This is a genomic window from Actinoplanes sp. HUAS TT8, assembly GCF_051380535.1.
In the GTDB taxonomy this organism is placed as follows: domain Bacteria; phylum Actinomycetota; class Actinomycetes; order Mycobacteriales; family Micromonosporaceae; genus Actinoplanes.
In genome coordinates, this window is record NZ_CP195646.1 from 6,893,448 (window position 1) to 6,918,390 (window position 24,943).

Here is a 24,943-nt window from a genome sequence, read left to right on the forward strand (position 1 = left end):
CACAGATCGGGTTAACGGTAGGTGAACGAAGACCGAACGAGAGGTATCCTCGCCCTCGGAGGTCTCTATGCCTTCCTGTGCTTTCTGAGAACGGTTTTCCGGTGACCCCGGGAAGCGCGCGAGCTTCCGGGAGCACGTGGTCACACGCGGCATCGGCTTCCTCCACATCGGTACGGGCCTCTGCTCAGTATCACTTATTGCACAACTTTAAACGGACATTTCCGTTTTATCGCTGCACATCCCGAGCTGTAGGGGGTAACGCGTGGCATCGCCGGAAGACGCGGCCCGGAAAGGGAACTACGCGCGCAGGTAATTCATGAATGCGGACAAATGCCCCGCCACATCCACGGTCTCGTCATAGAGCCACTGTGCCTGAAGTCCCTCGATCAACGCGACCAGCTGCCAAGCCACCACGTCCGGATCCAGGCCGGCCCGCAACCGGCCCCGATCGCGCTCGCGCACGAGCAGTTCCCGTACGTCCTGATGGAACGACCGCTCACGGCGCCGGACGAACTCGTGCACCGGGTGATCGGGCGCGATCCCCTCGGCCAGCAGCGTCGCGTCCAGGTGCACCACCCCGCGCCGGGTCGCGTTGCGCCGGATCACCTCGGGCACCCCGTCGAACAGCCCGCGTTCCCGCAGCACCTGCTCCCGCCACGGCCGATCCCGCTTCTCGCGCTCCTGAAGGACGGCCTCCAGCAGCGCGTCCTTGGTGCCGAAGTGGTAGCGCAGCGACACGTGCGTGGTCCCGAGCTCCTCGGCGATCTGCCGCAGCGAGAACCGCCGGAACCCCTTCTCGGCGAACACGGCCAGCGCCGCGTCGACGATCTCGGCGCGCTTGCGCTCGCCGTTCGCGTAGGCGGCGCGTTTCCGCGCGGTCTCGGACATCGGCCCTGCCAGGCTCACGGTTGCGGTGGCCGACACGCTAGCAGAACCACAAGACCCTTTCCGGTACGGTCATCGACGTCCGGCCACGCGTCCAAGGTCATTTCTGGTACGAGGTGAGATCGTGACCGTTGAATTCGCCGATCCGCAGCGCCACCGCCCTCCGACCCCGGTGACGGAGGGTGATCGCGTGGCCTGGCGCGACGCCGTCGTCGCCGAGGTGCCCGGGTTCCGGCCGCTCACCCTGGACCTGTTCCGCCCGGTCGCCGCCGCCGGGCCGGCGCCCCTGATCATCTGGGTCCACGGCGGGGCCTGGCGCTTCGGCGACAACAAACGCGAGTCCCCGCAGCTGGTCGCCGGCCGGATCACCGAGCGTGTCCTGGCCGCCGGCTTCGCGCTGGCCCGGGTGACGTACCGGCTCAGCGGCGAGGCCCGGTTCCCGGCTCAGCTGCACGACGTCAAGGCCGCGGTCCGCTGGCTCCGGCGCCACGCGGCCGGACTGGCCCTGGACCCGGCCCGGTTCGGCGTCTGGGGCGAGTCGGCCGGCGGTCACCTCGCCTCGCTGATCGCCCTCACCGGCGACGACCCCGACCCGGTGCTGTCCGGGCCGGACCGTCTGCGGGGCGGTTCGGACGCCGTACGCTCCGCGGTGATCTGGTACGGCCCGAGCAACCTGTCCACCATGGGTGGCAGCCACGACGACCCCGGCTCACCGGAGAGTCTTCTGATCGGCGGCCCGGTCCCGGACCGGCCGGTCGAGGCCGAGGCGGCGAGCCCGGTCACCTACGTCTCGGCCGAGGCCCCGCCGATCCTGCTGGCCCACGGCCGGGACGACCGCGTCGTCCCGGCCACCCAGAGCGAGGAGCTGCACGAGCGGCTGGCCGAGCTGGGCGCCCCGGTCACGCTGCGGCTGGTCCCCGGCGCCGACCACTGTTTCGTCGGCGCCGACCTGGACCCGCCGGTGACCGAGGCCCTCGACCACTTCCGGGTGACGCTGGGCTAACTCATCGCGGCCACGATGATCTTCTGGGCGGTGAGCGGCTGCTCGCCGCCCATGGTCAGCGTGTTGACCGAGAAGGTCAGCCGCCGGCTCAGGTCCAGGGTCGAGCCCATCGCGTTGTTGTAGCCCGGCCGGTCGCCGGTCTTGCCCCAGATCTCCATCTCGCCGAACCGGATCTGCATCAGGCCGGCGCTGTACCGGGCCGGGGCCCCGTCCTCGTCCGGGTCGTCCGGTGCCCAGATCGGCGCCTTCGGGAGCGTCAGCATCTCGGCCAGCTGCCGCTTCGGCAGCAGATGCCCGCCGAGCAGCGCGACCAGGAAGTCGTCCAGGTCCCCGGTGGTCGAGATGATCTCCGCGGCGGCCCACTGCAGGGTCGGGTTCGACCTGGTCACGTCCACGTAGCTGGTCTTCCCGCCGGTGACGATCCGCTCGTAGCCGTGCGCGTGCGGCCCGGGGACGTCCAGCCGTGTCCCGGGCAGCGACGTGCCCCGCAGGCCGAGCGGCCGGATGATCCCGCGGCGGATCGCGTCCGCGTACGGCCGCCCGGTGACCCGCTCGATGACCAGCCCGGCCACGATGTAGCCGGTGTTGCTGTACGCCTGCCGGGTGCCCGGCTCGAACGGCGGCTCCACGTCCCACAGCACCTGCGAGCCCGGGGTGAACGTGTCGTACCGGTGCGCGAGGAACCAGTCCCGGTCCTTGTTCGGGATCGGTGCGCCGCTCAGCCCGTGCGTGTGGTTCAGGGCGTCCCGGACCGTCCCGGGGTAGCCCTCCGGCAGCAGGTCCGGCAGGTAGCGGCGCAGCGGCGCGTCGATGTCGACGAGTCCGGCCGCGGCCAGCTGCAGCACCGCCGTCGCGGTGAACGCCTTGGTCATGCTGCCGATCCGGAAGCGCCCGTCCCACGGCACCGGCTCGCCCGTGCCGATCCGCGCCTCGCCGGCCCGTCCGTGCCAGCGGCCGGCCGACCCCTCGACCCGGACCAGAGCGCCACTGACGTCGTCCCCCAGGGGGTCGATCGCGCCGGCCAGGGCCGCCGGATTCAGGGTGGGCACCGTCGAGGTCAAAGGCTTCTGCGCGTACGCCGGAGCCCCGCCCACCACCGCAAGCGCCCCGCCCGCCAGCACCCCGCCCAGCAGCGCACGTCGATTCATTCCGCACCTCCACGATGGACTCAAGATCGAGGTCAACCTTTCCCGACCGGGCCCGGCAAACCATCGGGGTCGATCCCGGACGCTCCCCCGAGTCCCGACCCGTAAGGCCGGCTCAGTAGCGGATCGGGAGCGGCTCCGGGGCAGGTCAGGTCGCAAACCACCACGGCGTCACCGAGCGCCCTACGGTGGTGACTCCCCGTACCGGTCGATCGGAAGGACCCCCCACGTGAACTACCGCCGTTCCGTCTCCGTCGCTGTCGCCGCGGCCACCGCAACCGTGACCATGCTGGCGATGTCCGGCGCCGCGCAGGCCGCGAGCTCGCAGAACGCGCTCAAGTCGAAGCCCGGCAACTCGGCTACCAAGGACACCGACAAGGACGGGATGCCGGACAAGTGGGAGTCGGCCAACGGCCTGAACCCCAAGAAGAACGACGCCAAGGCCGACAAGGACCGGGACGGGCTGAGCAACAAGGCCGAGTACAAGGCCGGCACCAACCCCCGGGTGGCCGACACCGACCGGGACGGCATGACCGACGGCTGGGAGGTCGGCAACCACCTCAACCCGCGTAAGGACGACGCCGACGACGACGCGGACGACGACGGGCTGACCAACGGCCAGGAGTTCGACCTCGGCTACAACCCGCGGGACGACGACAGCGACGGCGACGGTGTCTCCGACGGCGACGAGGACATCGACCAGGACGGGCTGACCAACGCGCAGGACTACCAGCTCGACTACGACCCCGAGGAGGCCGACTCGGACAGCGACGGGGTGAACGACGGCGACGAGGACATCGACGGCGACGGTCTGACCAACGCGCAGGAGTTCACGCTCGGCGACGACCCGGAGAGCACGGACAGCGACGACAACGGGACCCCGGACGGCGACGAGGACCACGACGGGGACGGGGTGAGCGACCTGGACGAGTTCGCCGCCGGGACCGACCCGCTGGACGGCGACGACTCCCCCGCGCCCTCGGACGACGACACTCCGGGCAGCGACGACAACGGGAGCGACGATTCCGGTGACGACAATTCCGGCACCAGCGGCATGTCGGTGACGGTCACCCCGGCCGCCACCGGATCAGGCCTGGGCCGGGTCAGCCAATGGCGGTGAAAAGCACAGCTCCCGCATTACTTCTCGTAACATTGCCGTCTCCCAATGCCTGAGGGTGGGGGCTAATCTGGCCCGGTGACCGCGAGCGACTACATCGCGACGCTCCCGTCGAAACGCATGGGCGCCGGCGCTCTGCTCTCCGACCAGTTCGGACGGGTCCTGCTGGTCGAGCCGGCCCACGGGTCGCACTGGGAGCTTCCGGGCGGCGCGGTGGCCGCCGGCGAGTCACCCCACGCGGCGACGATGCGCGAGCTCCGGGAGGCGCTCGGCGTGCTCGTCCGGGTCGGCCGGCTCCTGGTCACCGACTGGGTGGCGGCCCTCCCGGAGACGGCCGAGGGCCTGATGATGATCTACGACGGCGGGGTGATCACCCCCGACCAGACGGCCCGGATCCGGCTCTCCTACGCCGAGCTGCGCCAGTGGGGGTGGTGCACCCAGCAGGACGCGATCGACCTGCTGCCGGAGCACCTGGCCCGCCGGGTGATCGCCGCGGTGCGCGCCCGGGCCGACGGCGCCTGCTACTACCTGGAGAACGGCTACTTCGTGGCCTGACCGCCCCGGAACAGGCCCGGGGGCGGGCGCTTCAGGCCGTACGCCAATCGCGGTGTTGATCGGAAAATCGGACCGGCAGAGCCCTGGCCCGGGCTTCACCGCCGATGCCGCCCGTCAGTGCGGCGCGGCTCCGGATTTCTGGCCGGCCGCGATCAGGTCGGGCACGGTGACCATCCGGAAGCCGCGCTTGCGCAGGCCGTCGAACATGGCGGCCAGACCCCGGATGGTCACCAGGCGCCGGTCGTCGCCCTCGTCGTGGGCCAGGATGATCGAGCCCGGCCGGACCGAGTCGACGATGTCCTTGGCCTGGCCCATCGGGTCGTCGTGGAACATCTTCTCGCGCATCGCCTTGGACCAGAGGACGACGTCGTAACCCATCCGGTCGGCGGCCAGCATGGTCGACCCGCCGATGTGCCCGAACGGGGGACGCAGCAGCTCGACCGGGCGGCCGAACTGCTTCTTGATCTCGTCCTCGGTGCGGCCCAGCGACTGCAGGACACCGTTCAGGTCGAGGGTGGCCAGGTCGTCGTGGTTCCACGAGTGGTTGCCGATGGCGTGCCGGTCCATCCGGCCGCGGACCAGGTCGGCGTTGCGCTCCAGCCGGTTGCCGACCATGAAGAACGTGGCCGGGACGTCGGCGGCGTCCAGCGCGTCGAGGACCATCGGCGTCCAGTGCGGCGCCGGGCCGTCGTCGAAGGTGAACGCGACGAGCGGCTCGGTCGTCTCCACGTAGTAGCGGACCGCGACGTTGGCGTGGTGCACGGCGTCGAGCACGTCGGCCGCGGCCGCATACCCACCCGCGACCGGCGGCCGGTCCCAGCCGAGCCAGTGCGGGATCTCCCGGGCCCCGACCACGCCCGCGGCGATCCCGGCGGCGCCGGCCACGGCGGTGCGCAGGACCGCCCGGCGGCTCACCACCGGAACGACTTCGGAGTACGGACACACTCCGTATCTGGCGCCATGGTCAAACCCCCGTAAGCCCGGCATTGAGTCATCGGATTCTGTCTGACTGTGTCAAGTCCGCGGGGTTAACGACTGGCTACATAACCCCCGGCCTGGTACGAACTGGACGTGCCCGAGTCACCCAGATCACCAAAAGCAACCGTTCTGACGACCCCGCGAGTGGTCCTGCGCCCCTGGCGGGACGACGACCTCGACGCGATGGCCGCGATCACCGCCGACCCGGAGGTGATGCGCTACATCCACGACGGCCGCCCGCTCGACCGGGCCGCCACCGCCGAGCGGCTGGCCCTCTGGCGGCGGCACTGGGACGAGCACGGCTTCGGCCTGTACGCGGTGGAGCTGCGGGAGACCGGCGAGCTGGCCGGGTTCACCGGGCTCGCGGTGCCCACCTTCCTGCCCGAGATCATGCCCGCGGTGGAGATCGGGTGGCGCCTGGGCCGGCCGTACTGGGGGAAGGGTCTGGCCACCGAGGCGGCCCGGGCCGTGGTCAGCCGCGCGGGCACCGATTTCGGTCTGAAACGGCTGGTCAGCGTCCACATCGTGGGCAATGAGGCGTCGGCCCGGGTGATGGTGAAACTGGGCATGCGGCTGGAGCGGGAGACCGTGCAGCCGGACACCGGCCGGCCGTTGCGGGTGTACGCCCTGGACCTGTGACGGCGCCGCCGATACGCCCGACCGGAGGACGCGACGCCCGGCGACCGGCGGTAGCCTTCCGGACATGTACCCCTCGCCGCATGTCCGTGTCTCGGACGCCGAGCGTGAGGCGATCGTCGCCCGGCTGAGCACGGCCACCGCCGAGGGCCGGCTGACGGTCGAGGAGTTCAGCGAGCGCTCGCGGTATGCCTACGCGTCGCGGACCTGGGGCGAGCTGTCGGCCGTGCTGTACGACCTGCCCGTCGGCGACCTGACCGGCCCGCAGCAGCCCGTCGCCCCGCCGGCCGCGTCGGAGAGCAAGCTGCCGGTGCTGGCACTGCTGGCCGGCGCCCTGCCGGTGCCGCTGTTCCTGTGCGGGGGCGGGTCGCTGCTGGCCCCGGTCAGCTCGATCGCCGCCATCGTGCTCGGCGTCACGTCGCTGCGCGGGCCGGCCCCATTCGTCCATCGCGGGCGCGCGATGGCGATCACCGGGATCGTCCTGGGCTCGCTCGGCCTGCTCGGCGTGGGCCTGCTGGTCGCCGGCATGATCGGCGGCTGGTGGTTCTTCTTCGACTAGGGGCGTGACCGGCCCAGCAGCCGGTCGAGCAGGCGGACGTCGGAGCCGACCAGCACCCGGTACGAGTCCCGGGCCATCCCGTCCAGCACGTCCCGAGCCGCCCGATACGGCGCGGCGACCGCGTCGTCGACCGGGAACACCATCGCGACCAGCACGTTCGTCCCGGCGTGGGCCGACGTGAACCGCTTCGCGGCGGCCTTGGCCGCGTCCGGCTCCGGCGGTAGCGCGCGGGAGTCGCCGATGCTGACGAGATGCGCCTCCCGGCGGGCGCCGAGCAGCGGCAGGAACGTCCGCACGACCTGCTCGCCCGCCCCGGCACAGTGGATGACCCCGTCGACCGCGCTCCAGCGTTCGATCACCGCGGGCGGCAGCGCCTCGACCTCGGCCGCGTCGGTCACGTCGGCCAGGTGGGTGGAGAGCAGCAGCGGCGCGACGACCTGGCGGGCGGTCTCGGTCAGGGCGTCCGGATCGGCGTCGACCGCCGCGACCCGGGCCCCGCGCCGGATGGCTTCCAGGGTGACGGCCCGGCCGAGCTCACTGCCCGCTCCGGTCACCACCAGGGTCTTGCCCGCAACCCGCATGCCACAGCTCCCTTGGATAGTGACCGTGATCACGCTACTGCGGCCCGGTAAAGAAAGGCAACGGTCCGGTTTCGGGCTTTCTGCCGTACGGACGGCGAAAACCGGGAAGATACCGACAGGTGGTGTGAACGCGACGAGGGAGGCCGGACCCTGACCCCGAAACTGCCTCCCGCCCTGCTGCGCCCGGTGCTGGCCGTCACCGACCGGCTGCGTACCGGCATGCGGCTCGGCCTGGTCGTGCTCGCGCTGCTGGTGCCCGGCGCGCTGGCCACCGGCATGTACGCCACCGAGAAGGCCAAGGACCTGAACTTCAGCTCCAAGGAACGGCAGGGCGTCGCCGTGCTGAGCCCGATGCTCACCGCGCTGGCCGACACCGCGGCCGGGCGCAAACCCGACCTGGAGGCGATCCGCACCGCCGTCGCGGCCCACCCGGAACTCGACCTGGGCGACGCGATGACCGCGGTGCCGGACATCGGGGACGGCTCGGGCGACGCGCGCATCGCCACCGCGAACGGGCTGGTCGCGCTGATCACCACGGTCGGCGACAGCTCGAACCTGATCCTCGACCCGGACCTGGACTCGTTCTACGTGATGGACGCGCAGATCGTCCAGGTGCCGCAGGCGCTGCTCGCGGCCCTGCAGGCCGCCCACCCGGACACCAAGCTGACCACCCGGCAGGCCATCGCGGCCAAGGCGGTGCTGGCCGGGCGGCTGGAGGCGGCCGCCGACTCGCTGCGCCGGGACGTCACCACCGCGGCCAAGAACACCGACAGTTCCGGGCTGGCCAACCGGCTCACCCCGGTGCAGACCCTGGCCGACGCGATCAGCTCGCTGGACAAGCAGATCACCGAGACGCTGAGCACGCCGTCCGCGTCGGCCGAGCCGGTCGAGGTGGCCGACGCCGCCACGGCCACCGTGCGACCGCTGACCGGCACCCTCACCGACCTGCTGACCGGGCGCATCGACGACAACGCGATGGAGCGCAGCCTGGTCGTCGGCATCTCGCTCGGCGGGTTCCTGATCGCCCTGTGGTGTGCGGCCGGTGTCGTCTGGCGGACCAGCCACGACGTGCACCAGACGGTCGAGGCGGTGACCGCGATCGCCGGCTCGGACCTGGCGCCCCGGCCGCTGCCCGAGGGCCGCGACGAGATGGGCGACATCGGGCGGGCATTGATCGTGGCCCGGACCCGGCTGGCCGATCAGGAGGAGGCGCTGGCCCAGGCCGAGGTGGCCCGGGAACAGCAGCTGCGGGCCGGATTCCTGCACCAGCGGCAGGCCGAGGTCCAGTTCCGCCGGCGCACCCAGGACATCATCGACGAGTCGACCACGGTGATCGCCGAGGAGCTGCGGCAGGTGACCGACAAGGTCAGCGAGGTACGCACCGCGGCCGACGTGATCGACGACCGGATCAGCGTGGCCGACGCCGCGACCAGCGCCATCGTCGGTCAGGCGCATGACGCCGAGCAGGTCATCGCGTCGCTGGAGCACAGCCTGCGCCGGGTCGCGTCGACCGCCGAGCTGGTCACCGGGATCGCCCGGCAGACCCGGCTGCTGGCGTTGAACGCGACGATCGAGGCGGCCCGGGCCGGTGAGCTGGGCTACGGCTTCACCGTGGTCGCCGACGAGGTCAAGCAGCTGGCCATGCACACCGCCGAGTCGACCGACCAGATCCTGCGGACCATCGACGACCTGCGGCGCGACACCAACGCGATGTCCGAGACGATCACCACCATGATCGAGGGCATCGGCGGGGTGGGCAACGCGGCCACGTCACTGCGCACGGTCGCGACCGATCAGGGCACGCTCGTCGAGCGGCTGGCCGCGCAGATGACGTTCACGCTGGGCCGGGTCGACGAGATGACCGACCTGGCCAGCCGGCTGGAGCGTCGCGAGCACGACCGGATCGCCGCCGCCGGGCGGGTCACCCTGCACCGGCCCGGTCAGAGCAGCGCCCAGGCCACCCTGATCAACTTCAGTGCGGGCGGCCTGCGCTGCATCGTCAGCGGCGAGCGGCTGTTCACCGAGGGCGCCACCGTGGACGCCGAGTTGACCAGCGGCTCGGAGGGGACGATGACCGTGCACGCCCGGGTGGTCAACGTGGTCGACTCGCCCGGCCAGCAGGAGCTGGGCCTGCAGTTCCTGGTCACCGACGACGCCATGGCGCAGCGCCTGGTCGCCTTCTCCGAGCAGATGGTGGGGTAGGACTCACAGGGGACGGGCGGCCGGCAGAAGAATCCGGGCGGTGAGGCCCGCGCCCGGTGCGCTGTCCAGTCGCAGGACGCCGCCCTGGGCCTCGACGATGCGCCGGCTGATGGCCAGGCCCAGCCCGAGTCCCGGGGCCTGGGCCACCCGGGCCTCGTCGCCGCGCATGAACGGCGCGCCCAGCATCGCCAGCTCGGACGGGTCCAGCCCGGGACCGTGGTCACGGACCACGATGGCCGGCTGCGGGTGGGCCACCAGCGTCACCTCGACCGGCTTGCCCTCGCCGAAGCAGAGCGCGTTGCTGAGCAGGTGCCCGAGCGCGACCTCGATCAGCCGCGGATCGGCGGTGGCCCAGACCGGTCCGTCCGGACGGGTCACGTGCACCCGGTCGCTGCCGATCGCGGCGACCACGCCCGGGACGATCGAGCCGAGGTCGATCAGGTGGCGTTCGCCGACCGGCTCGTGCATCTGCTGGTTGACGGCGCGCAGCAGGTTCTCGACGGTCCGGCAGAGGCGGTCGGCGTTGCGGGTGATCGCGTCGACCCGGCCCTCGAAGCCGGTCGCGATCGCGCCCATCTCGGAGAGCAGTTCCAGGTTGCCGCGGATGCTGGTCAGCGGCGTACGGATCTCGTGGGAGATCGCCGAGACCACCTCGTCCTGATCGATGCCGGCCGGGAACGGCTGGGTGGTGACCAGGTGCCGCAGACCGGTCTCGGCGTCGACGCGGCGGGCGATCCGGGACAGCAGCCGGATGGTCGCCTCGGTGTGGCGGCGGCGCGGGGTGTCGTCGAAGACGCAGAGCGCGCCGACGATCTGCCCCTCGTGGTGCAGCGGCGCCGCACCCAGGAAGCGGACGTGCTCGCTGCCCCGGACCAGCGGATGGGTGGAGAGCCGGGGGTCGCAGGTGGCATCGTCGATCACCATGGTGTCGTTGGCGGCGGCGACCGCGTCGCACAGGGACATGGACTGCGGCACGTCGACCACGGTCTGGATGCCGAGCGTGGCCGCGAAGTGGGCGGCCCCGCCGCCGATCACCTTGAGCGCGGCCATCGGCGCCTGGCAGGCCTCGGCGGCGAGTTCCAGGACCTCGGGCACCTCGGCCACCGCGGCCCGGTAGCGTTCGGCGGCCGCGAAACGGTCCTCCGTCGGGCGGGTCCTCATCGGGACGGTCATCGCCTCTACCTCCGCTGGCTTCCACGTGCGGCCACGCGCCGTGGTCGCTTTCCTCTGCCTGGCGAGAATCGGCGGGCGGCCGGCCGGCCTGCGGGATCCCGGGGTTGCCATCGGGGAGCCGCATGTCTTTGCATATTGACGGAAAGCTCTTTCAAGACATGCAAGAACTTGCTACCTTCCGTTCACACGTGAACGCCGGATTTCCGGCTTGTCACGTCCTTGCTCAGCCCCGTCCCCCCGTGTTCCGGAGGCTCCGCCGTGTCCCGATTTCTCCGACGAGTACTGGCCGTACTCTGCGTGATCCCCCTGCTGGTGCTCGATGCACCGGCAGCACGCGCGGCCAACTCGGCCACCGTCTACTACAAGACCGCCTGGAGTCCGACCTACCTGCACTGGGCGCCGACCGGCGGCTCCTGGACCACGGTCCCCGGCGTGGTCATGGACGAACCGGCCTGCACCGGCTGGGTCCGCGAAACGGTCGACCTCGGCACGGCCACGACCTGGCAGGCCACGTTCAACAACGGCTCCGGGACGTGGGACAACAATTCCTACAAGAACTATTCCCTGGGTACGGGCGTGATCACGGTCAACGCCGGTGTGGTGACCGCGAACGCCGCCAGCCCGTGCGTCACCGCGCCCGCCGACACGACCGCGCCGAGCGCCCCCACCGGGCTCACCGCGACCGCGTCGAACACCACGGTGACGCTCGCCTGGACCGCCTCGACCGACGACGTGGGCGTGGCCGGCTACCAGATCATCCGGGGCTCGACCACGCTGACCAGCTCGACCAACGGATATTCCGACCGCGGACTCGCGGCCAACACCTCGTACACGTACGTGATCAAGGCTTTTGATGCCGCGGGCAACGTCTCGGCGGCCGGCGCGTCCGCGACCGTGACCACCGGCGACGCCGCGCCGGTCACCCAGGGCACCATGCTCGGCGGCGATCCGCGCAAGGACAGCATCTACTTCGTGCTGACCGCGCGGTTCTACGACGGCGACACGACCAACGACCGCGGCGGCAGCCAGAACGTGTCGTCCGGGAACGCGGCCGACAACGACCCGATGTTCCGGGGCGACTTCAAAGGGCTGGTCGACAAGCTCGACTACATAAAGGCGCTCGGCTTCTCGGCCATCTGGATCACGCCGGTCGTGATGAACCGCTCCGATTACGACTACCACGGATATCACGGCTGGGACTTCTACCGGGTCGACCCGCGGCTGGAATCGACCGGCGCGTCGTATCAGGATCTGATCGACACCGCGCACGCCAAGGGCCTCAAGATCTATCAGGACGTGGTCTACAACCACAGTTCCCGCTGGGGCGCCAAAGGGCTTTTCACCCCGACCGTGTACGGCGTCCGGGACAGTCAATGGAGCTGGTACTACCAGGAGAAGGTGGCCGGCAAGGAGTACAACCCGCTGGAGGAGAACAGCGCCGGATACCCGTACAACGGGGATCTGTGGAGCAGCACGGCACCGGCCGGGAACACCTGCCCGAACTACGGCACGCCGACCGGGGCGAAAAGCAAAGAGGGTTACACGCTCTACAACTGCCAGTGGCCGTCGCCGACCGCCTCGATGTTCCCGTCCACGCTCTACCACCAGTGCTGGATCGGGAACTGGGAGGGCGAGGACTCCCGGTCCTGCTGGCTGCACGAGGATCTCGCCGACTTCAACACCGAGAACGCGACCGTGCAGAAATACCTGATCGACGCGTACAACAAATACATCGACATGGGCGTGGACGGCTTCCGGATCGACACCGCCGTGCACATTCCCCGGGTCACCTGGAATCGCCGCTTCCTGCCCGCCCTCCACGACCATCTGGTGCAGAAGTACGGGGCGGCCAAGGCCGACGAGTTCTACGTCTTCGGCGAGGTCGGCGCGTTCGTCAACGACAAGTGGAACCGGGGCTCGGTCAACCACTCGGCGCAGTTCTTCACCTGGAAAGAGCGCAAAACCTACTCGGACGACGATGTGGCCGCGGCCCTCGAACAGTTCAACTACGAGAACAACCTGGGCACCGCGAACCAGCCGACCAGCACCAACGCGTTCCTCAACGGGAACAGTTACCACACGCCCGACCACAGCCAGTTCTCCGGCATGAACATCATCGACATGCGCATGCACATGAACTTCAGCGACGCGCAGAACGCGTTCAACAACGGCAAGGACTCCGACGACTCGGTCAACGACGCCACCTACAACGCGGTGTACGTGGACTCGCACGACTACGGGCCGAACAAGTCCCCGACCAGGTACTCCGGCGGCACCGAGGCGTGGGCCGAGAACATGTCACTGATGTGGACGTTCCGCGGGATCCCCACGCTGTACTACGGCTCGGAGATCGAGTTCCAGGCCGGCAAGCAGATCGACTGCGGTCCGTCCTGCCCGCTCGCCACCACCGGCCGCGCCTACTACGGCGACAACCTCACCGGCAGCGTCACCGCCGCCGACTACGGGGTCGTCTCCTCGGCCTCCGGCAACGTCGCCACCACGCTCTCGAAACCACTGGTCAAGCACCTGCAACGACTCAACCAGATCCGCCGCGCGGTCCCGGCCCTGCAGATGGGCCAGTACTCGACCGACGGCGTCTCCGGGAGCATGGCCTACAAGCGCCGCTACACCTCGGGCAGCGTCGACAGCTTCGCCCTGATCACGGTCTCCGGCGGGGCCACGTTCACCGGCATCCCCAACGGCACCTACGTCGACGCCGTCACCGGCGACCGCCAGGTCGTCACCGGCGGGACGCTGACCGTCTCCCTGAACGCCAAGGGCAACCTGCGCGTCTACGTCCTCGACCAGACCGGCAACCCGGCCCCGGGCAAGGTCGGCGCGGACACCACCTACCTCAAGTAGGAGACCCCGAGGCCCGGCGGTCCCACCGCCGGGCCTCACCCCTGAGCGGGCCAGCCGATCGTCTCCAGGAAGTCGTCGATCGCGCCGACGATCCGGCCGAGGACCGCGATCGAGTCGGCGACCGGGCCGGGAACGTACATACCGTGGTCGGCCTGGTCGATCTCCAGCACGTGCGGGGTCAGGCGCCGGGCCGCGGCGCCGTCCCACATGGTGTCGCCGGTGCCGCCCACCAGCAGGAACGGGGCGGTCGCCCGCTCCAGGGCGGCGACCACCCACGGGCTGTCGAGAATCGGCGTCAGCCACACCGCCGGCAGGGACCGCTCGGCGGCCAGGGCGGCGGCATTCGACCCGAGCGACTTGGCGATCAGCAGCGGGGAACCGCCCACGGCGTCGAGCACCGGTGTCACCTCGCCGACGACCCACGACTCGGCCGACGGATCAGCCGCCCACGGCGGCTCCCCGGACCACGCGTGCCGGTGCACCGTCGCCCCGCGCTCCTCGGCGACCGTCCCGGCATACATCAGCATCCCTGCCGCCGGCCCGAACATTCTCCCCGGAACCACGATCACATCAGGCATGCCGCCGACCCTATCCAAGATCGCGAATGCCTTCGCGAGCGGCTTCTATGCCGCGGCCGATCGGGAGGTGGCCCGGCCGCGGGCCGCGATCTGCGAAATGCGCTGGGGCGAGAGCCCGAGGAGAGCGCCCGCGTCCCGGACCGTGTAGCCGTCGCGCAGGAGCGCCCGCACGGCCGATTCGGTGGCCCGCTCCGCCTTCTCGCCGGCTTCCCGCGCGGCCTGCGGGGCGTGAAGGGCCTCGGCGACCGGGCCGGGAGACTCGGGGTGCACCTCGACCTCGATGGTCGCCGGGTCGACGCCGAGCATCAGCGCGATCGCCTCGCGGGTCATCGCGGCGACCTGATCGAGCCGCCGGGCCTGCGTGTGCACGCCCTTGAGCTCCGGCACGCTGACGGCCCACCAGTTGCCGACCCGCTGACACGTCGCGGAGTAGGTCTTCACTTCCACCAGTCCTCCCCGAGCTGCTCGTCGAGGTCTCGCATGATGCCTCGCGCGGTGATCTCGTTGATCTCCCTATGGCGCGGTATGACGCCTAGGCCAGCCCGCTAGACAATTCGAGTAAAGCGCACTAGACAGTCGCCTACGCCCTTCCGAGGAGATCAGCAAAGCCCGGAAGTGCGACGCCGCGGTGCTGGAGTTTGTGGCGGGCCATGCGGAGGCCGAGGTCGCAGGCCAGATCGAGCCGGTCGGGGCGGCGGGCCAGGACGGTCAGGAAGCCGGCGGCGAAGACGTCGCCCGCGCCCGTGTCGTCGACGATCTCCGCGGCCGGGAGCGGCTTATGCGGGAAGAACCGGCCGCCGGCCTCCACCCCGTCCGGGTGTTTGACCACCGCGCGACGCGGGTCGGGGTTCAGATTCGTCTGTTCGCGACGGTTCACCAGGACGTAGTCGGCGAGTGCGGCGATCTCCCGGATGGCGGTGGCCGCGCTGAGTGACCAGACGTGCCCGGGGTCGAAGCTGATCCGGGCCTCCGAGTTTGCCCCCTTGACCGCGCTGAGCAGCGCCGACAGCCGCGGAGCGGTGTGGTCGTCGAGGAACGACGTGACATGGACGATCCGGGTCGCGGCCAGGTAGGCCACCAATGCGCCGAAGTGCCGATCGAGGTGCTCGACGAAGTGGTCGTTGGCGCCCGCGTGGGTGAGCAGCGTCCGCTCGCCGTCCGCCGAGAAGGAGAAGCAGGTCCCGGAGAGCCGCCGCTCGTCCCGGAAGACCAGGCGCTGGTCGACGTCGCGGGGCAGTCCCGTCACCGGCGTACGGCCGGCCACCCCGACGAAGCCGAGGCGCAGCGGCGCACCGGTGCAGGCGATCGCCAGCACGGTGTTCAGCGCCGACCCGCCGATCGTGGTGGTCAGGCGGTTCGCCCCCACGGCGTTGATCGCCGTCTCGATCGTGGCCGCGTCGACGTGGTGCTCGGTCCCGGTTTCCCAGGTCAGGCCGGCTTCGCGCAGGGCGCTGGAGGCGGAGGGGCCGGCCAGGTGGTCGACGTTGATCGCGCCGATCCCGGTGACGTCCCTATCGAAGTGCACGGACGAACGTGCCGAGGCGCGTGAGGCCCTCGCGCAGGGTTTCCCGGGACGCCGCGTAGGAGAGGCGGACGTGGGTGTCCGCGGTGGCGGCGCCGAAGTCGCGGCCGGGGGTGACCGAGACGTACGCCTCCTCCAGGGCGCGGCGGCAGAACTCCCAGGCGGTCAGCCCGGTCGCGCTGACGTCGAAGTAGACGTAGAAGGCGCCGTCCGGCGGGACCGGTACCGGGAGGCCGATGCGGGCCAGACCTTCCAGTGCGATGGTGCGGCGGGCCAGCAGTTCCCGGCGGCGGTCCTCGCAGACGGCCAGGGATTCCGGAGTGAAGCATTCCAGGGCGGCCATCTGGGCCGGGGTGGACGCGCAGAGGAAGTAGTTCATGGCCAGGCGTTCGGCCGCCGGTACCAGTTCCGGAGGCAGGACGCACCAGCCCAGGCGCCAGCCGGTCATGCCGAAATACTTGGAGAAGCTGTTGATGACGATGGCGTCCGGGTCGGCCGACAGGATGCTGCGCGGCGGGTGGCCGTCCGGGGACGGGTCGGCCAGGTCCAGGTAGATCTCGTCGACCAGCCGCCAGGCGTCGCGGGCGCGGGCTTGGGCGCAGACCGCCACCAGTTCGTCGAACGGGATGGACGTGCCGGTCGGGTTGGACGGGCTGGCGACCATGACCGCGCGGGTGCGATCGGTCCACACCCGGTCGACGGCGGCGGTGTCGAGCTGGTAGCGGGACTCCGGGGTGGTGGCGGCGGTGACGACCCGGCCGCCGAACGTCTCGACCAGCGCCCGGTTGCAGGGGTACGACGGGTCGGCGACGATCACCTCGTCGCCGGGGTCGGTGGTCGCGGCGGCGGCCAGCAGCAGCGCGCCGGAGGCGCCCGGGGTGACGGCGATGCGGGCCGGGTCGACGGTCACGCCGTGGCGGTCGCGGTAGAAACCGGCGATCGCCTCGCGCAGGGCGGGCAGGCCGAAGGCCGGGGTGTACGGCAGTGGCCGCCCGTCCATGGCCTCGCGCATCGCCGCGCGGACGGCCGGGGGCGCACCGAAGTCGGGCTCGCCCAGGCCGAGCCGGGCGATGTCGTGCCCGGCCGCCTCCAACTCGCCCGCCCGCCGGCCGAACGCCATGGCGTGGAACGGTTCGACCGCCTGGGCCCGCTGCGACAACCTCATCGGCGCAGCATGACATCCGGCCCCGGCCGGGCGGTCGCCGACTCGCTACTCCACGGCCGGCTCGGGGACCGGATCGGGCAGCGGCTCGGGATCGGGTTCCGGGTCGGGGTCGCTGAGCTGCTCGCGGATGTACGCCCAGATCACCGAGATCAGAGCGGCCACCGGCACGGCCAGCAGGCTCCCGACGATCCCGGCCAGGTTGCCGCCCAGGGTCACCGCGAGCAGCACCACCCCGGCGTGCAGCCCGAGGCCCCGGCTCTGGATCATCGGCTGGAAGACGTTTCCTTCCAGCTGCTGCACCAGCAGGATGATGCCGAGCACGATGAGCGCCTTCACCCACCCGCTGAACACGAGCGCGATCAGGACCGCGACGAGTCCGGCGAAGACCGCGCCGACGATCGGGATGAACGCGGTGACGAACGTCAGCACGGCCAGCGGCAGCACCAGCCGCACGCCGACGATCCACAGGCCGAGCCCGATGAAGACGGCGTCGAGCAGGCCGACGAACGCCTGCGAGCGGACGAACGAGCCGAGCGTGTTCCAGGACCGGCCGGCGATCTCGGGCAGGTCGGTGGCCAGCCGGCCGGGGAGCTGGCGGCGCAGCCAGGGCAGGAAGCGCGGCCCGTCCTTGAGGAAGAAGAACATCAGGAACAGCGCCAGGATCGTGGTGACCAGGCCGTTGACGATCGTGCTGACCCCGGTCAGGGTGGCGTTGGCGATGCTGCCGACGCTGGCCTGCAGTTTGTCGATGGCCGTGTTCAGACCGCTGTTGACCTGGTCGTCGCTGATGTTCAGGGGCGGGCCGGAGGCCCAGTCGCGGACGGTCTGGATGCCGCCGACCACGCCCTGACCGAGCTCGCCGGACTGTTCCGAGACCGGCACCACGATCAGCACCACGATGCCGGCGACCAGGGCCAGGAACAGGAGCGTGACCAGGGACGCGGCCAGGGCCGGAGGCCAGCCCTTGCTGCGCAGCCAGCGGACCGGCGGCCAGGTCAGGGTGGTCAGCAGCAGGGCCACGACCAGCGGCCACAGCACCGACCAGGCCATCCCGAGCAGTTCCAGCACCACGTAGGTCAGCAGGAGGATCAGCAGGGTCTGTGCGGAGACCCGGGCGGCGTCACGCATCGCCGACCGGGTCTTCGCCGTGCTCAAGGTGCGCCCCATGTGGATCACCTTACGGAACGTGCGCTCCCTGATCAGCTCAGGGTGAACCACACGTCACGGGACTTCTTCCACTCCGCGTGGGTGAGGTCCTTGGCCTCGGTGCCGTCGCCGTACAGGTCGGCCGCGCCGGCATCGGTGAGCAGTTGCGCGCGGGCGCCGGCCACGGTCAGGTCGGGCACCGCGACGATCGCCTCCCACGCGCCCGCGTCGGCGGTCGGCAGGGACCGGACCAGCACCGGGGCGTGCGCGGCGACGCCGTCCCAGGAGTAGAGCGCGTACGGGTCACTGTTGTCGTCGGCCGCCCACGAGCCGGCGATGATCAGGTACTGGTCGTTCGCGTTCTTGCGGATGTCCCGGATCGTCAGGCCACCCAGGTCCATGGTGATCGGGGTGCCGAACGTCGCCTTGGTGAGCTTGTCCAGGTTGGTCACGGTGACGACGACCGCCTTCCCGCCGACGAGCGGGGCCCGGAAGCCGAGGTAGGCCGTCGAGGTGCTGCCCGGCGCGAACTCCAGGCCCTCCAGGTTGAAGCCGTCGATCTGCTTCGGGATGTTGCCCGCGGCGGCGCCGGCCGCGAAGCCGTACCGGTTGCCGTTGGCCTTGTCCCAGGCGATCAGGTCGTCGCGCAGCCCGTGGTAGACGCCGCCGAAGGTCAGTTGGGTCGACGCACCGGTTCCGGTGATCTTCGTGGTGAACAGTGCCGTGCGGTCCGGGCGCAGCTCGCCGCTCTTGCTGTTGCCCTGCGACCCGGCCCAGTAGACGGTGTCCCCGGCCCGGGCCGCGACCTCCAGGTCCATCTCGATGCTGACGCCCGCCTGGCTGCTGAAGTCCCAGGTGCGCACCGGCGCGCCCGAGGCGTCGCGGCGGTAGAGGCGCAGCACGTTCGTCTCGTCGTCGGCGGCGATCAGGTAGCCGTCGCCGGCGTCGATCGCGGCCGACGAGTCGCTGGCCCCGGTCAGGTAGCGGGTGTTCGCGGCGTCCTGCACGGCCGCCGACGCGGCCAGGTGCAGGGTGGTCGTCGCCGACTTGCCGTTGGGCGCGGTGACCTTGACGGTCAGGTCGGTGTAGCCGACGCCGCGCGGCGCGACGGCGATCTGCCGGGTGCCGCCGGTGCCGCTGACCGTGACGTCGGCGGTGGTCGCGACCGACGTCTTCGAGCTGGCCGATGCGGTGACGGTCAGGAGGTTCGCGTCACCTGCGCTCTGCGCGACGGTCGCGGTCACCGTCGGGTCACCCACACCCCCGACAGCACTTGAGAGGTACGTCGTGGAGAGCGCGATGGTCGGCGTAGCCGTGGACTGGCCGGCCGACGGGCTGACCGAGGCGCTCGCCGACGGGCTGGCCGACGGGGACGGGCTGCTCGCGGTCCCGCCCGGGGCGAACGCGACACCGCGGAACGCGATCCCGCTCGGGGCGGTGGCCACCGTCGTACGCGAAGAGGCCGAAGGCGACGAGGTGGACCTGGCCGAGTCGGTGACCTGCACCAGGGTGTTCTTGGCGCCGTCCCCGTTGATGCCGTAGAGGCGGGCGCTCGTGCCGTCGACCACCCCGGTCAGCCCGGTCCATCCGGAGGTGCTGGAGATCTTGCCCCGGCTGGTCCAGGTCGTGCCGTCCGAGGAGTACTTGTAGACCCCGACCGTCTCCTGCAGCACGTAGAGCGTGTCCGCGCCGGGCACCGAGGCGTCCCGGTCCAGGAGCGTGAACGAGATCGGCCCGGATCCGTCCGACCCGATCGCCACCACCCGGGTCGTGCCGCGGTAGAGGCCGGCCGACCCCTTCTCGCTGCCGAACCAGAGGTTGCCGTCGACGAGCTGCACGGTCCGCGTGTTGTCGAGCGCATCGGTGCCGCCGGCCAGCACGGTTCCGCTGCTCGCGCCCAGGTCGGCCTGGACCAGGCCACCCTTCGGACTGGCGGTGGCGCCGTGCCCGGTGACCCAGAAGCGGGTGCCGTCGGCGGTGACCGCGCCGCGCACCTTCTCCTGCGTGAACGACGTGCCGAGCGTGGTCGAGGTGTCCACCGATCCGGCGGCGTCCACGCGGGCGACGACCCGCGGCGCGGACGCCGTGGCCGCGCCCGGGACGGCCGAGTAGCCGGCCAGCGTCACGTAGCGGCCGTCGGACGAGCGGGCCAGGGCGCCGACCGCGGCCGAGTCGCCCTCCAGGGTGAACGGCCGGTTCGCGCCGGACGCGGCGACGGGCAGGGCGATCGCGGTTCCGTCGGCCGCGCCCGCGCCGGTGAGCCGGGTCAGCGTGACCGCGGTGGCCGACGAGGTGACCTTGACCTGCGAGATCAGGAGGTGGTCTGCGGCGGCGCCGGTGGCCGCCCACGCGCTGGTGGTGACCGCGACGGCCGAGCCAACGACGATCGCGGCGGCGGACGCGGCGGCCAGGCGGCGGCCTGTGTGCTGGGGGAGCAAAATTGTTGCCTTTCTTCACAGAGCAGTCGCCGCAGTGGATCGGCACTTCAAAAATTCAAATTCAAAGATTTCCATACGGAGGATGAACAGCACCGGACGCATCAAGATCGCCGATTGTTCACACGTTCGTGGCCTGGTGGGAGGGCGCGACGGTCCTACCATGACGGCGTCCCGCACCTACCTGCTGACTCTCCGGAGTGGAATGTGTCCGACATGGTCGGCCCGTACCAGAAAGTCACCCTGCTCGGGAAGGGTGGCATGGGTGAGGTGTGGGAGGCCGTCGACACGCGCACCCAGCGCACCGTCGCCCTGAAGATCCTCACGTCGGCCGCGCTGGCCGACCCTGACCTGCAGGGACGTTTCGTCCGCGAGATGCGCCTGGCCGCCGAGATCGAGAACCCGTACGTGGTGGCCGTCTACGACTTCAGCGTCGGCCCGCCGCCGTACATCGCGATGCGTCTGATCCGGGGCCGCAACCTGGCCACCGAGATCCGCACCGCGCCGCTCTCCCCCGAGCGGGCCGTCGACATCATCCAGCAGATCGGCACCGCGCTGTCGGCCGCGCACGACAAGAACCTGCGGCACCGGGACGTGAAGCCGTCCAACATCCTGCTCGACGCCGGGCACCGCAGCGGCTCCGACCACGCGTACCTGATCGACTGGGGCATCGCGCACCGGCTCGACCCGCAGGACCCGAACATCACGCGCGTCGGGCAGCTGGTCGGGACGCCGGCCTACATCGCGCCGGAACGCCTGCTGGGCGGCAACGCCGACCACCGCGCCGACATCTACTCCCTGGCCGTGGTGCTCTACGAGTGCCTGACCGGGCGGGTGCCCTACGGGCCGACCGGCATGTCGTTCCCGCTGCACGCGCATCTCACCGACGAGCCGAAGGACCTGCCCGACACGGTTCCGGACGCGCTGCGCGAGGTCGTCGAGAAGGGACTGGCCAAGGACCCGGACGAGCGGTATTCGAGCGCGACCGAGTTCGGCGAGGCGGCCTACCTGGCCGTGCACCCGGCGCCGGTCACCGCCCGTACGGGAAAAGGGTCTGGATCCTGGTGGCCTGTGGCCGGTGCCGGCATCGGCGCCGCCGCCGGCGGGATCCTGCTCGCCGCCGATCTGATCGACGCCCTCTGGGTGGTGCCCGCCCTGGCCGTCGCCGGAGCCGGGCTGATCTGGGGTTTCACACCGAACAGGGAAGGTAGGGCATGAAGGGGTTCGTGCGCGTGCTGGCGGTCGCGGTGAGCGTCGCGCTGATCCTGGTCGTCGGCTGGAAGCTGGGCCAGGGCCGCACCGGGACGGACGCGGCCACGTGTGCGGCCAAGGTGACCGAGGTGCGCGGGATCGTCGGCTCGGAGAAGGAGCCGTTCCTGCGCGACTCGCGGGTCACCGAGATCTTCAAATGCGCCGGGCTGCGGCTGCGGATCGACCCGACCGGTTCCCGGGAGATGGTCGACCTGCTGGCCGGGGACTCGGTGAAGTACGACTTCGCGTTCCCGTCGAGCACCCCGGCCGCCGAGAAGATCAAATCGGTGCTGAACGTGAAGGAGTCGTACAAGCCGTTCTCGTCGGTGATGGGCGTGGCCACCTTCAAGGACACCGCCGAGGTGCTGCGCCGGGCCGGGGTCGTGCAGACCGTCGGCGGCCAGGACGTCATCTCGGTGAGCAAGCTGATCGACCTGGACCGGGCGGGCACCAGCTGGAAGAAGCTGCCCGGCAACGAGTCCTCGGCGAACGGCAACGTGGTGCTGATGCGCACGACCGACCCGGCCGACTCGAACTCGGCGATCATGTTCCTGTCGATCGTGTCGGCCGTGCTCAACGGCGACAAGCCGGTCGCCTCGGCCGCCTCGGTCACGAAGGTCCTGCCCGACATGTGCCGGCTGATGGCCGACCAGGGGCTGAAGCCGGACACCAGCGGGGTGCTGTTCGAGGAGTACCTGACCGGCGGCCCGACCCGGACGCCGATCGCGCTGGTCTACGAGTCCCAGTTCCTGGACAAGGTGTCCACCCAGCGGGTGCCGCCGGACGGGCAGCACGTGCTGCTCTTCCCCAGCCCGACCGTGTACGCCTGGCACGAGCTGGTGCCGCTCAGCGACGGCGGCCGCAAGGTCGGCGAGATGCTGCGCGACGACGACACCCTGAAGGACCTGGCCGCCGAGTACGGGTTCCGGCCGCAGGGCCGCACCCTGGCCGACCGGCCCAATCCGCCGGTGGTGGTGGAGCCGCCGGCCTACAAGATCCTCGAAACGATGCTGGACCGGGCGGCGGGGTGTGCGGAGTGAGGCTGGTTCCGGTTTTCCTGGCCGTCGCCCTGCTCGCCGGCTGCACCTCCGCCAAGCCGGACGTCTCGCCCAGCCCGGGTCCTCCGACGACCCTGCGGGTGCTGGCCGGCAGCGAACTCGCCGACATGCAGCCGATCCTCGACGAGGCCGCGAAAGCCACCGGCGTGACCGTCAAGATGGACTTCATCGGCAGCCTGGAAGGGGCCGAGGCGGTCGCCACCGGCAAGGCCGACGGGAAGTACGACGCGGTCTGGTTCTCCTCCGACCGCTACCTGGAGACGATCCCGGAGGCGAAGAAGCGCCTCGGCACCGCGACCCGGATCATGGGCTCGCCGGTCGTGCTCGGCGTGCGCGCCGAGGCCGCCCGGCGACTCGGCTGGACCGGGGCGGTGACCTGGAAGGACATCGCCGCGGCGGCCGCCCGGGGCGACTTCACGTTCGCGATGACCGACCCGGCCAGTTCCAACACCGGATTCTCGGCGCTGGTCGAGGTGGCCACCGCGCTCGACGGCAGCGGGCGGGCGCTCGACGACGCCGCGATCAACCGGGTGGCCGCGCCGCTGACCGGCTTCTTCAGCGGGCAGCGGCTGACCGCCGGATCGTCCGGGTGGCTCAGCGACACGTTCGTGGAGCAGGGGTCGGCGCTGGACGCGCTGGTCACGTACGAGGCGTCGCTGGTCGAGCTGAACAGGTCCGGCAAACTCAAGGAACCGCTGACCATCGTCTACCCGGCCGAGGGCGTGGTCAGCGCCGACTATCCGCTGACCCTGCTCACCGGCGCGACGACCGCCGTGCGGGACGCGCACGAACGGCTGGGCGACTATCTGCGGACGGCCGCGGTGCAGCAACGGATCGGGGAACTGACCGCGCGCCGGCCCGCCGTGCCCGGGATCGCGCTGCCGTCCGGGCTGCCGGTCACCCCGGTCGAGCTGCCGTTCCCGTCGACCCGGCCGGCCGTCGACGGGCTGCTCACGGCGTACCAGGATCGGCTGCGCCGGCCGTCGCGGACCGTCTACGTGCTCGACGTGTCCGGCTCGATGAAGGGGACCCGGATCGCCTCGCTGAAAACCGCGCTGGCCGGGCTGACCGGGGTGAACACGTCACTGACGGGGACGTACTGCCGGTTCCGCAGCCGCGAGGAGGTGACCCTGCTGCCGTTCAGCGACCGTCCGAAGGCACCGGTGACGGTCACCGTGGACGCCGCGAACCCGCAGCCGTCCCGCGACCGGCTGCGCGGCGCCGTCGACCAGCTCAAGGTCGGCGGGGGCACGGCCGTCTACGACTCGTTGGTGGCCGCCTACCAGAGCCTGGACGCCGCCCGGGACAAGGATCGGTTCGTCAGCATCGTGCTGATGACCGACGGGGAGAGCAACCGGGGCAGCGATCTGGCCGCCTTCAAGAAATACCTGAGCTCGCGCGGGGCGGCGCAGCGTGTGGCCGTCTTCCCGATCATGCTCGGCGAGGCGGCCGAGGCGCAGATGAACGACCTGGCGACGGCGACCGGGGGCGCGGTGTGGGACGCGCGCAACGCCGATCTGACCAAGGCGTTCTGCCAGATCCGCGGCTATCAGTGAGGCTGTCCCTCTTCCACGGCCCGCCCTGATGCCGGCCGGTACACCGTCACCACCACGGTGTGCCGGTCGGCCTGCTCCTCGTCGATGCCGTCGACCAGCTCCTCCAGCGTCGCCGCGATCGCCCGCGCCTGCTCCCCGGTCAGCCGCACGTTGCGGATGCGGAAACCGAGCACGTCCTCGGCCGCGGCCATCTCGTCGGCCACCGCCCGCATCGCGATCGGGTCGGACTCCGGGCCGGAGAAGATGAAGCGGCGGGCGCTGCGCAGGTACCGATGCTCGGTGCCGCCGCGGACCGTCCGGGTCTCGGCGATGTGCACGAGACCGGCCTCCTGCAGCACCCCGAGGTGGTGCGCGATCGTGCCTTTGCGCTGGTCGAGAGCCCGGGCCAGCCGGCTGATGGTCGACGCCTCCCCGCCCAGCGCGAACAGGATCCGGTGCCGCAGCGGATGCCCGAGCGCCTTGTACTGCGCCGGCTCGGAGATCTCCAGTTTCTCGTCCACGAGCTAAGTGTCCGTGTTTCTTGACGCTTGGTCAAA

Annotated in this window: 22 protein-coding genes; 10 read left to right on the top strand and 12 right to left on the bottom strand. The window is 70.9% G+C overall.

Annotation, left to right across the window (positions count from 1 at the left end; all coding sequences use genetic code 11):
* Window positions 1-297: 297 nt before the first annotated feature.
* The gene (locus ACSHV8_RS30455; protein ID WP_436521223.1) at window positions 298-888 is read right to left on the bottom strand and encodes a TetR/AcrR family transcriptional regulator; all 591 of its coding nucleotides are present in this window, start codon (window positions 886-888) and stop codon (window positions 298-300) included.
* 121 nt (window positions 889-1,009) lie between these two features.
* Between ACSHV8_RS30455 and ACSHV8_RS30460 the strand changes: the two genes are divergently transcribed.
* Window positions 1,010-1,888: an alpha/beta hydrolase fold domain-containing protein gene (locus tag ACSHV8_RS30460; RefSeq protein WP_436521225.1), complete on the top strand. Its 879-nt coding sequence runs from the start codon at window positions 1,010-1,012 to the stop codon at window positions 1,886-1,888.
* On the opposite strand, the gene ACSHV8_RS30465 is transcribed toward ACSHV8_RS30460, so the two are convergent.
* Window positions 1,885-3,036, bottom strand: coding sequence for a serine hydrolase domain-containing protein (locus ACSHV8_RS30465; protein ID WP_436521227.1), 1,152 nt, complete (start codon window positions 3,034-3,036; stop codon window positions 1,885-1,887). The genes ACSHV8_RS30460 and ACSHV8_RS30465 overlap by 4 nt on opposite strands.
* Before the next feature lie 226 nt (window positions 3,037-3,262).
* On the opposite strand from ACSHV8_RS30465, the gene ACSHV8_RS30470 reads away from it, so the two are divergent.
* The gene (locus ACSHV8_RS30470; RefSeq protein WP_436521229.1) at window positions 3,263-4,153 is read left to right on the top strand and encodes a Midasin; all 891 of its coding nucleotides are present in this window, start codon (window positions 3,263-3,265) and stop codon (window positions 4,151-4,153) included.
* 75 nt (window positions 4,154-4,228) lie between these two features.
* The gene (locus tag ACSHV8_RS30475) at window positions 4,229-4,705 is read left to right on the top strand and encodes an NUDIX domain-containing protein (RefSeq protein ID WP_436521231.1); all 477 of its coding nucleotides are present in this window, start codon (window positions 4,229-4,231) and stop codon (window positions 4,703-4,705) included.
* 114 nt (window positions 4,706-4,819) lie between these two features.
* Here ACSHV8_RS30475 and ACSHV8_RS30480 read toward each other — a convergent pair whose 3' ends face one another.
* Complete coding sequence (locus tag ACSHV8_RS30480; RefSeq protein WP_436521233.1) at window positions 4,820-5,623, bottom strand: polysaccharide deacetylase family protein; 804 nt, start codon at window positions 5,621-5,623, stop codon at window positions 4,820-4,822.
* Between the two features lie 153 nt (window positions 5,624-5,776).
* Here ACSHV8_RS30480 and ACSHV8_RS30485 point away from each other — a divergent pair, with 153 nt between their 5' ends.
* Window positions 5,777-6,322: a GNAT family N-acetyltransferase gene (locus ACSHV8_RS30485; RefSeq protein WP_436521235.1), complete on the top strand. Its 546-nt coding sequence runs from the start codon at window positions 5,777-5,779 to the stop codon at window positions 6,320-6,322.
* A 64-nt stretch (window positions 6,323-6,386) separates the two neighbouring features.
* Complete coding sequence (locus ACSHV8_RS30490) at window positions 6,387-6,878, top strand: DUF1707 SHOCT-like domain-containing protein (RefSeq protein WP_436521237.1); 492 nt, start codon at window positions 6,387-6,389, stop codon at window positions 6,876-6,878.
* On the opposite strand, the gene ACSHV8_RS30495 is transcribed toward ACSHV8_RS30490, so the two are convergent.
* Window positions 6,875-7,459, bottom strand: coding sequence for an SDR family NAD(P)-dependent oxidoreductase (locus ACSHV8_RS30495; protein WP_436521239.1), 585 nt, complete (start codon window positions 7,457-7,459; stop codon window positions 6,875-6,877). The two genes, ACSHV8_RS30490 and ACSHV8_RS30495, sit on opposite strands and share 4 nt — an antisense overlap.
* A gap of 186 nt (window positions 7,460-7,645) precedes the next feature.
* Here ACSHV8_RS30495 and ACSHV8_RS30500 point away from each other — a divergent pair, with 186 nt between their 5' ends.
* Entirely contained in the window at window positions 7,646-9,661 is a 2,016-nt protein-coding gene (locus tag ACSHV8_RS30500; RefSeq protein WP_436521241.1) for a methyl-accepting chemotaxis protein, read from the top strand.
* A 3-nt stretch (window positions 9,662-9,664) separates the two neighbouring features.
* Here ACSHV8_RS30500 and ACSHV8_RS30505 read toward each other — a convergent pair whose 3' ends face one another.
* Window positions 9,665-10,834, bottom strand: coding sequence for a GAF domain-containing sensor histidine kinase (locus ACSHV8_RS30505; protein ID WP_436521244.1), 1,170 nt, complete (start codon window positions 10,832-10,834; stop codon window positions 9,665-9,667).
* 258 nt (window positions 10,835-11,092) lie between these two features.
* On the opposite strand from ACSHV8_RS30505, the gene ACSHV8_RS30510 reads away from it, so the two are divergent.
* Entirely contained in the window at window positions 11,093-13,696 is a 2,604-nt protein-coding gene (locus ACSHV8_RS30510; RefSeq protein ID WP_436521246.1) for an alpha-amylase family glycosyl hydrolase, read from the top strand.
* A 35-nt stretch (window positions 13,697-13,731) separates the two neighbouring features.
* Here the strand turns inward: ACSHV8_RS30510 and ACSHV8_RS30515 are convergent, their stop codons facing one another.
* From ACSHV8_RS30515 to ACSHV8_RS30540, 6 genes are all read right to left on the bottom strand, one after another.
* Window positions 13,732-14,274, bottom strand: coding sequence for an alpha/beta hydrolase (locus tag ACSHV8_RS30515; RefSeq protein WP_436521248.1), 543 nt, complete (start codon window positions 14,272-14,274; stop codon window positions 13,732-13,734).
* 45 nt (window positions 14,275-14,319) lie between these two features.
* Window positions 14,320-14,721, bottom strand: coding sequence for a type II toxin-antitoxin system HicB family antitoxin (locus ACSHV8_RS30520; RefSeq protein WP_436521250.1), 402 nt, complete (start codon window positions 14,719-14,721; stop codon window positions 14,320-14,322).
* A gap of 133 nt (window positions 14,722-14,854) precedes the next feature.
* Window positions 14,855-15,799 (bottom strand): PfkB family carbohydrate kinase, encoded by a 945-nt coding sequence (locus ACSHV8_RS30525; protein WP_436521252.1) that lies wholly within the window; start codon window positions 15,797-15,799, stop codon window positions 14,855-14,857.
* Window positions 15,786-16,961, bottom strand: coding sequence for an aminotransferase class I/II-fold pyridoxal phosphate-dependent enzyme (locus ACSHV8_RS30530; RefSeq protein ID WP_436521254.1), 1,176 nt, complete (start codon window positions 16,959-16,961; stop codon window positions 15,786-15,788). Before ACSHV8_RS30530 ends, ACSHV8_RS30525 begins: the two co-directional genes overlap by 14 nt.
* Before the next feature lie 45 nt (window positions 16,962-17,006).
* On the bottom strand, window positions 17,007-18,128 hold the full coding sequence (locus tag ACSHV8_RS30535; protein WP_436521256.1) for an AI-2E family transporter: 1,122 nt from the start codon (window positions 18,126-18,128) through the stop codon (window positions 17,007-17,009).
* A 32-nt stretch (window positions 18,129-18,160) separates the two neighbouring features.
* Window positions 18,161-20,545 carry a DUF3616 domain-containing protein gene (locus ACSHV8_RS30540; protein WP_436521258.1) on the bottom strand — a complete coding sequence of 795 codons (2,385 nt, stop codon included), beginning with the start codon at window positions 20,543-20,545 and terminating at the stop codon, window positions 18,161-18,163.
* A gap of 213 nt (window positions 20,546-20,758) precedes the next feature.
* On the opposite strand from ACSHV8_RS30540, the gene ACSHV8_RS30545 reads away from it, so the two are divergent.
* From ACSHV8_RS30545 to ACSHV8_RS30555, 3 genes are read left to right on the top strand one after another with little or no spacing between them, the layout of a single operon-like run.
* On the top strand, window positions 20,759-21,760 hold the full coding sequence (locus ACSHV8_RS30545) for a serine/threonine-protein kinase (RefSeq protein ID WP_436536956.1): 1,002 nt from the start codon (window positions 20,759-20,761) through the stop codon (window positions 21,758-21,760).
* Window positions 21,757-22,833 carry a hypothetical protein gene (locus ACSHV8_RS30550; RefSeq protein ID WP_436521260.1) on the top strand — a complete coding sequence of 359 codons (1,077 nt, stop codon included), beginning with the start codon at window positions 21,757-21,759 and terminating at the stop codon, window positions 22,831-22,833. Before ACSHV8_RS30545 ends, ACSHV8_RS30550 begins: the two co-directional genes overlap by 4 nt.
* Complete coding sequence (locus tag ACSHV8_RS30555; RefSeq protein WP_436521262.1) at window positions 22,830-24,407, top strand: substrate-binding and vWA domain-containing protein; 1,578 nt, start codon at window positions 22,830-22,832, stop codon at window positions 24,405-24,407. Before ACSHV8_RS30550 ends, ACSHV8_RS30555 begins: the two co-directional genes overlap by 4 nt.
* On the opposite strand, the gene ACSHV8_RS30560 is transcribed toward ACSHV8_RS30555, so the two are convergent.
* On the bottom strand, window positions 24,401-24,907 hold the full coding sequence (locus tag ACSHV8_RS30560; RefSeq protein ID WP_436521264.1) for an ArsR/SmtB family transcription factor: 507 nt from the start codon (window positions 24,905-24,907) through the stop codon (window positions 24,401-24,403). The two genes, ACSHV8_RS30555 and ACSHV8_RS30560, sit on opposite strands and share 7 nt — an antisense overlap.
* Window positions 24,908-24,943: the final 36 nt, after the last annotated feature.

Bases quoted from the DNA above. Each gene is read 5' to 3' on its own strand.
- ACSHV8_RS30465 (WP_436521227.1), bottom strand. From the start codon at position 3,036: ATGAATCGACGTGCGCTGCTGGGCGGGGTGCTGGCGGGCGGGGCGCTT.
- ACSHV8_RS30550 (WP_436521260.1), top strand. From the start codon at position 21,757: ATGAAGGGGTTCGTGCGCGTGCTGGCGGTCGCGGTGAGCGTCGCGCTG.
- ACSHV8_RS30530 (WP_436521254.1), bottom strand. From the start codon at position 16,961: ATGAGGTTGTCGCAGCGGGCCCAGGCGGTCGAACCGTTCCACGCCATG.
- ACSHV8_RS30535 (WP_436521256.1), bottom strand. From the start codon at position 18,128: ATGGGGCGCACCTTGAGCACGGCGAAGACCCGGTCGGCGATGCGTGAC.
- ACSHV8_RS30495 (WP_436521239.1), bottom strand. From the start codon at position 7,459: ATGCGGGTTGCGGGCAAGACCCTGGTGGTGACCGGAGCGGGCAGTGAG.
- ACSHV8_RS30505 (WP_436521244.1), bottom strand. From the start codon at position 10,834: ATGACCGTCCCGATGAGGACCCGCCCGACGGAGGACCGTTTCGCGGCC.
- ACSHV8_RS30545 (WP_436536956.1), top strand. From the start codon at position 20,759: ATGGTCGGCCCGTACCAGAAAGTCACCCTGCTCGGGAAGGGTGGCATG.
- ACSHV8_RS30490 (WP_436521237.1), top strand. From the start codon at position 6,387: ATGTACCCCTCGCCGCATGTCCGTGTCTCGGACGCCGAGCGTGAGGCG.
- ACSHV8_RS30515 (WP_436521248.1), bottom strand. From the start codon at position 14,274: ATGCCTGATGTGATCGTGGTTCCGGGGAGAATGTTCGGGCCGGCGGCA.
- ACSHV8_RS30455 (WP_436521223.1), bottom strand. From the start codon at position 888: ATGTCCGAGACCGCGCGGAAACGCGCCGCCTACGCGAACGGCGAGCGC.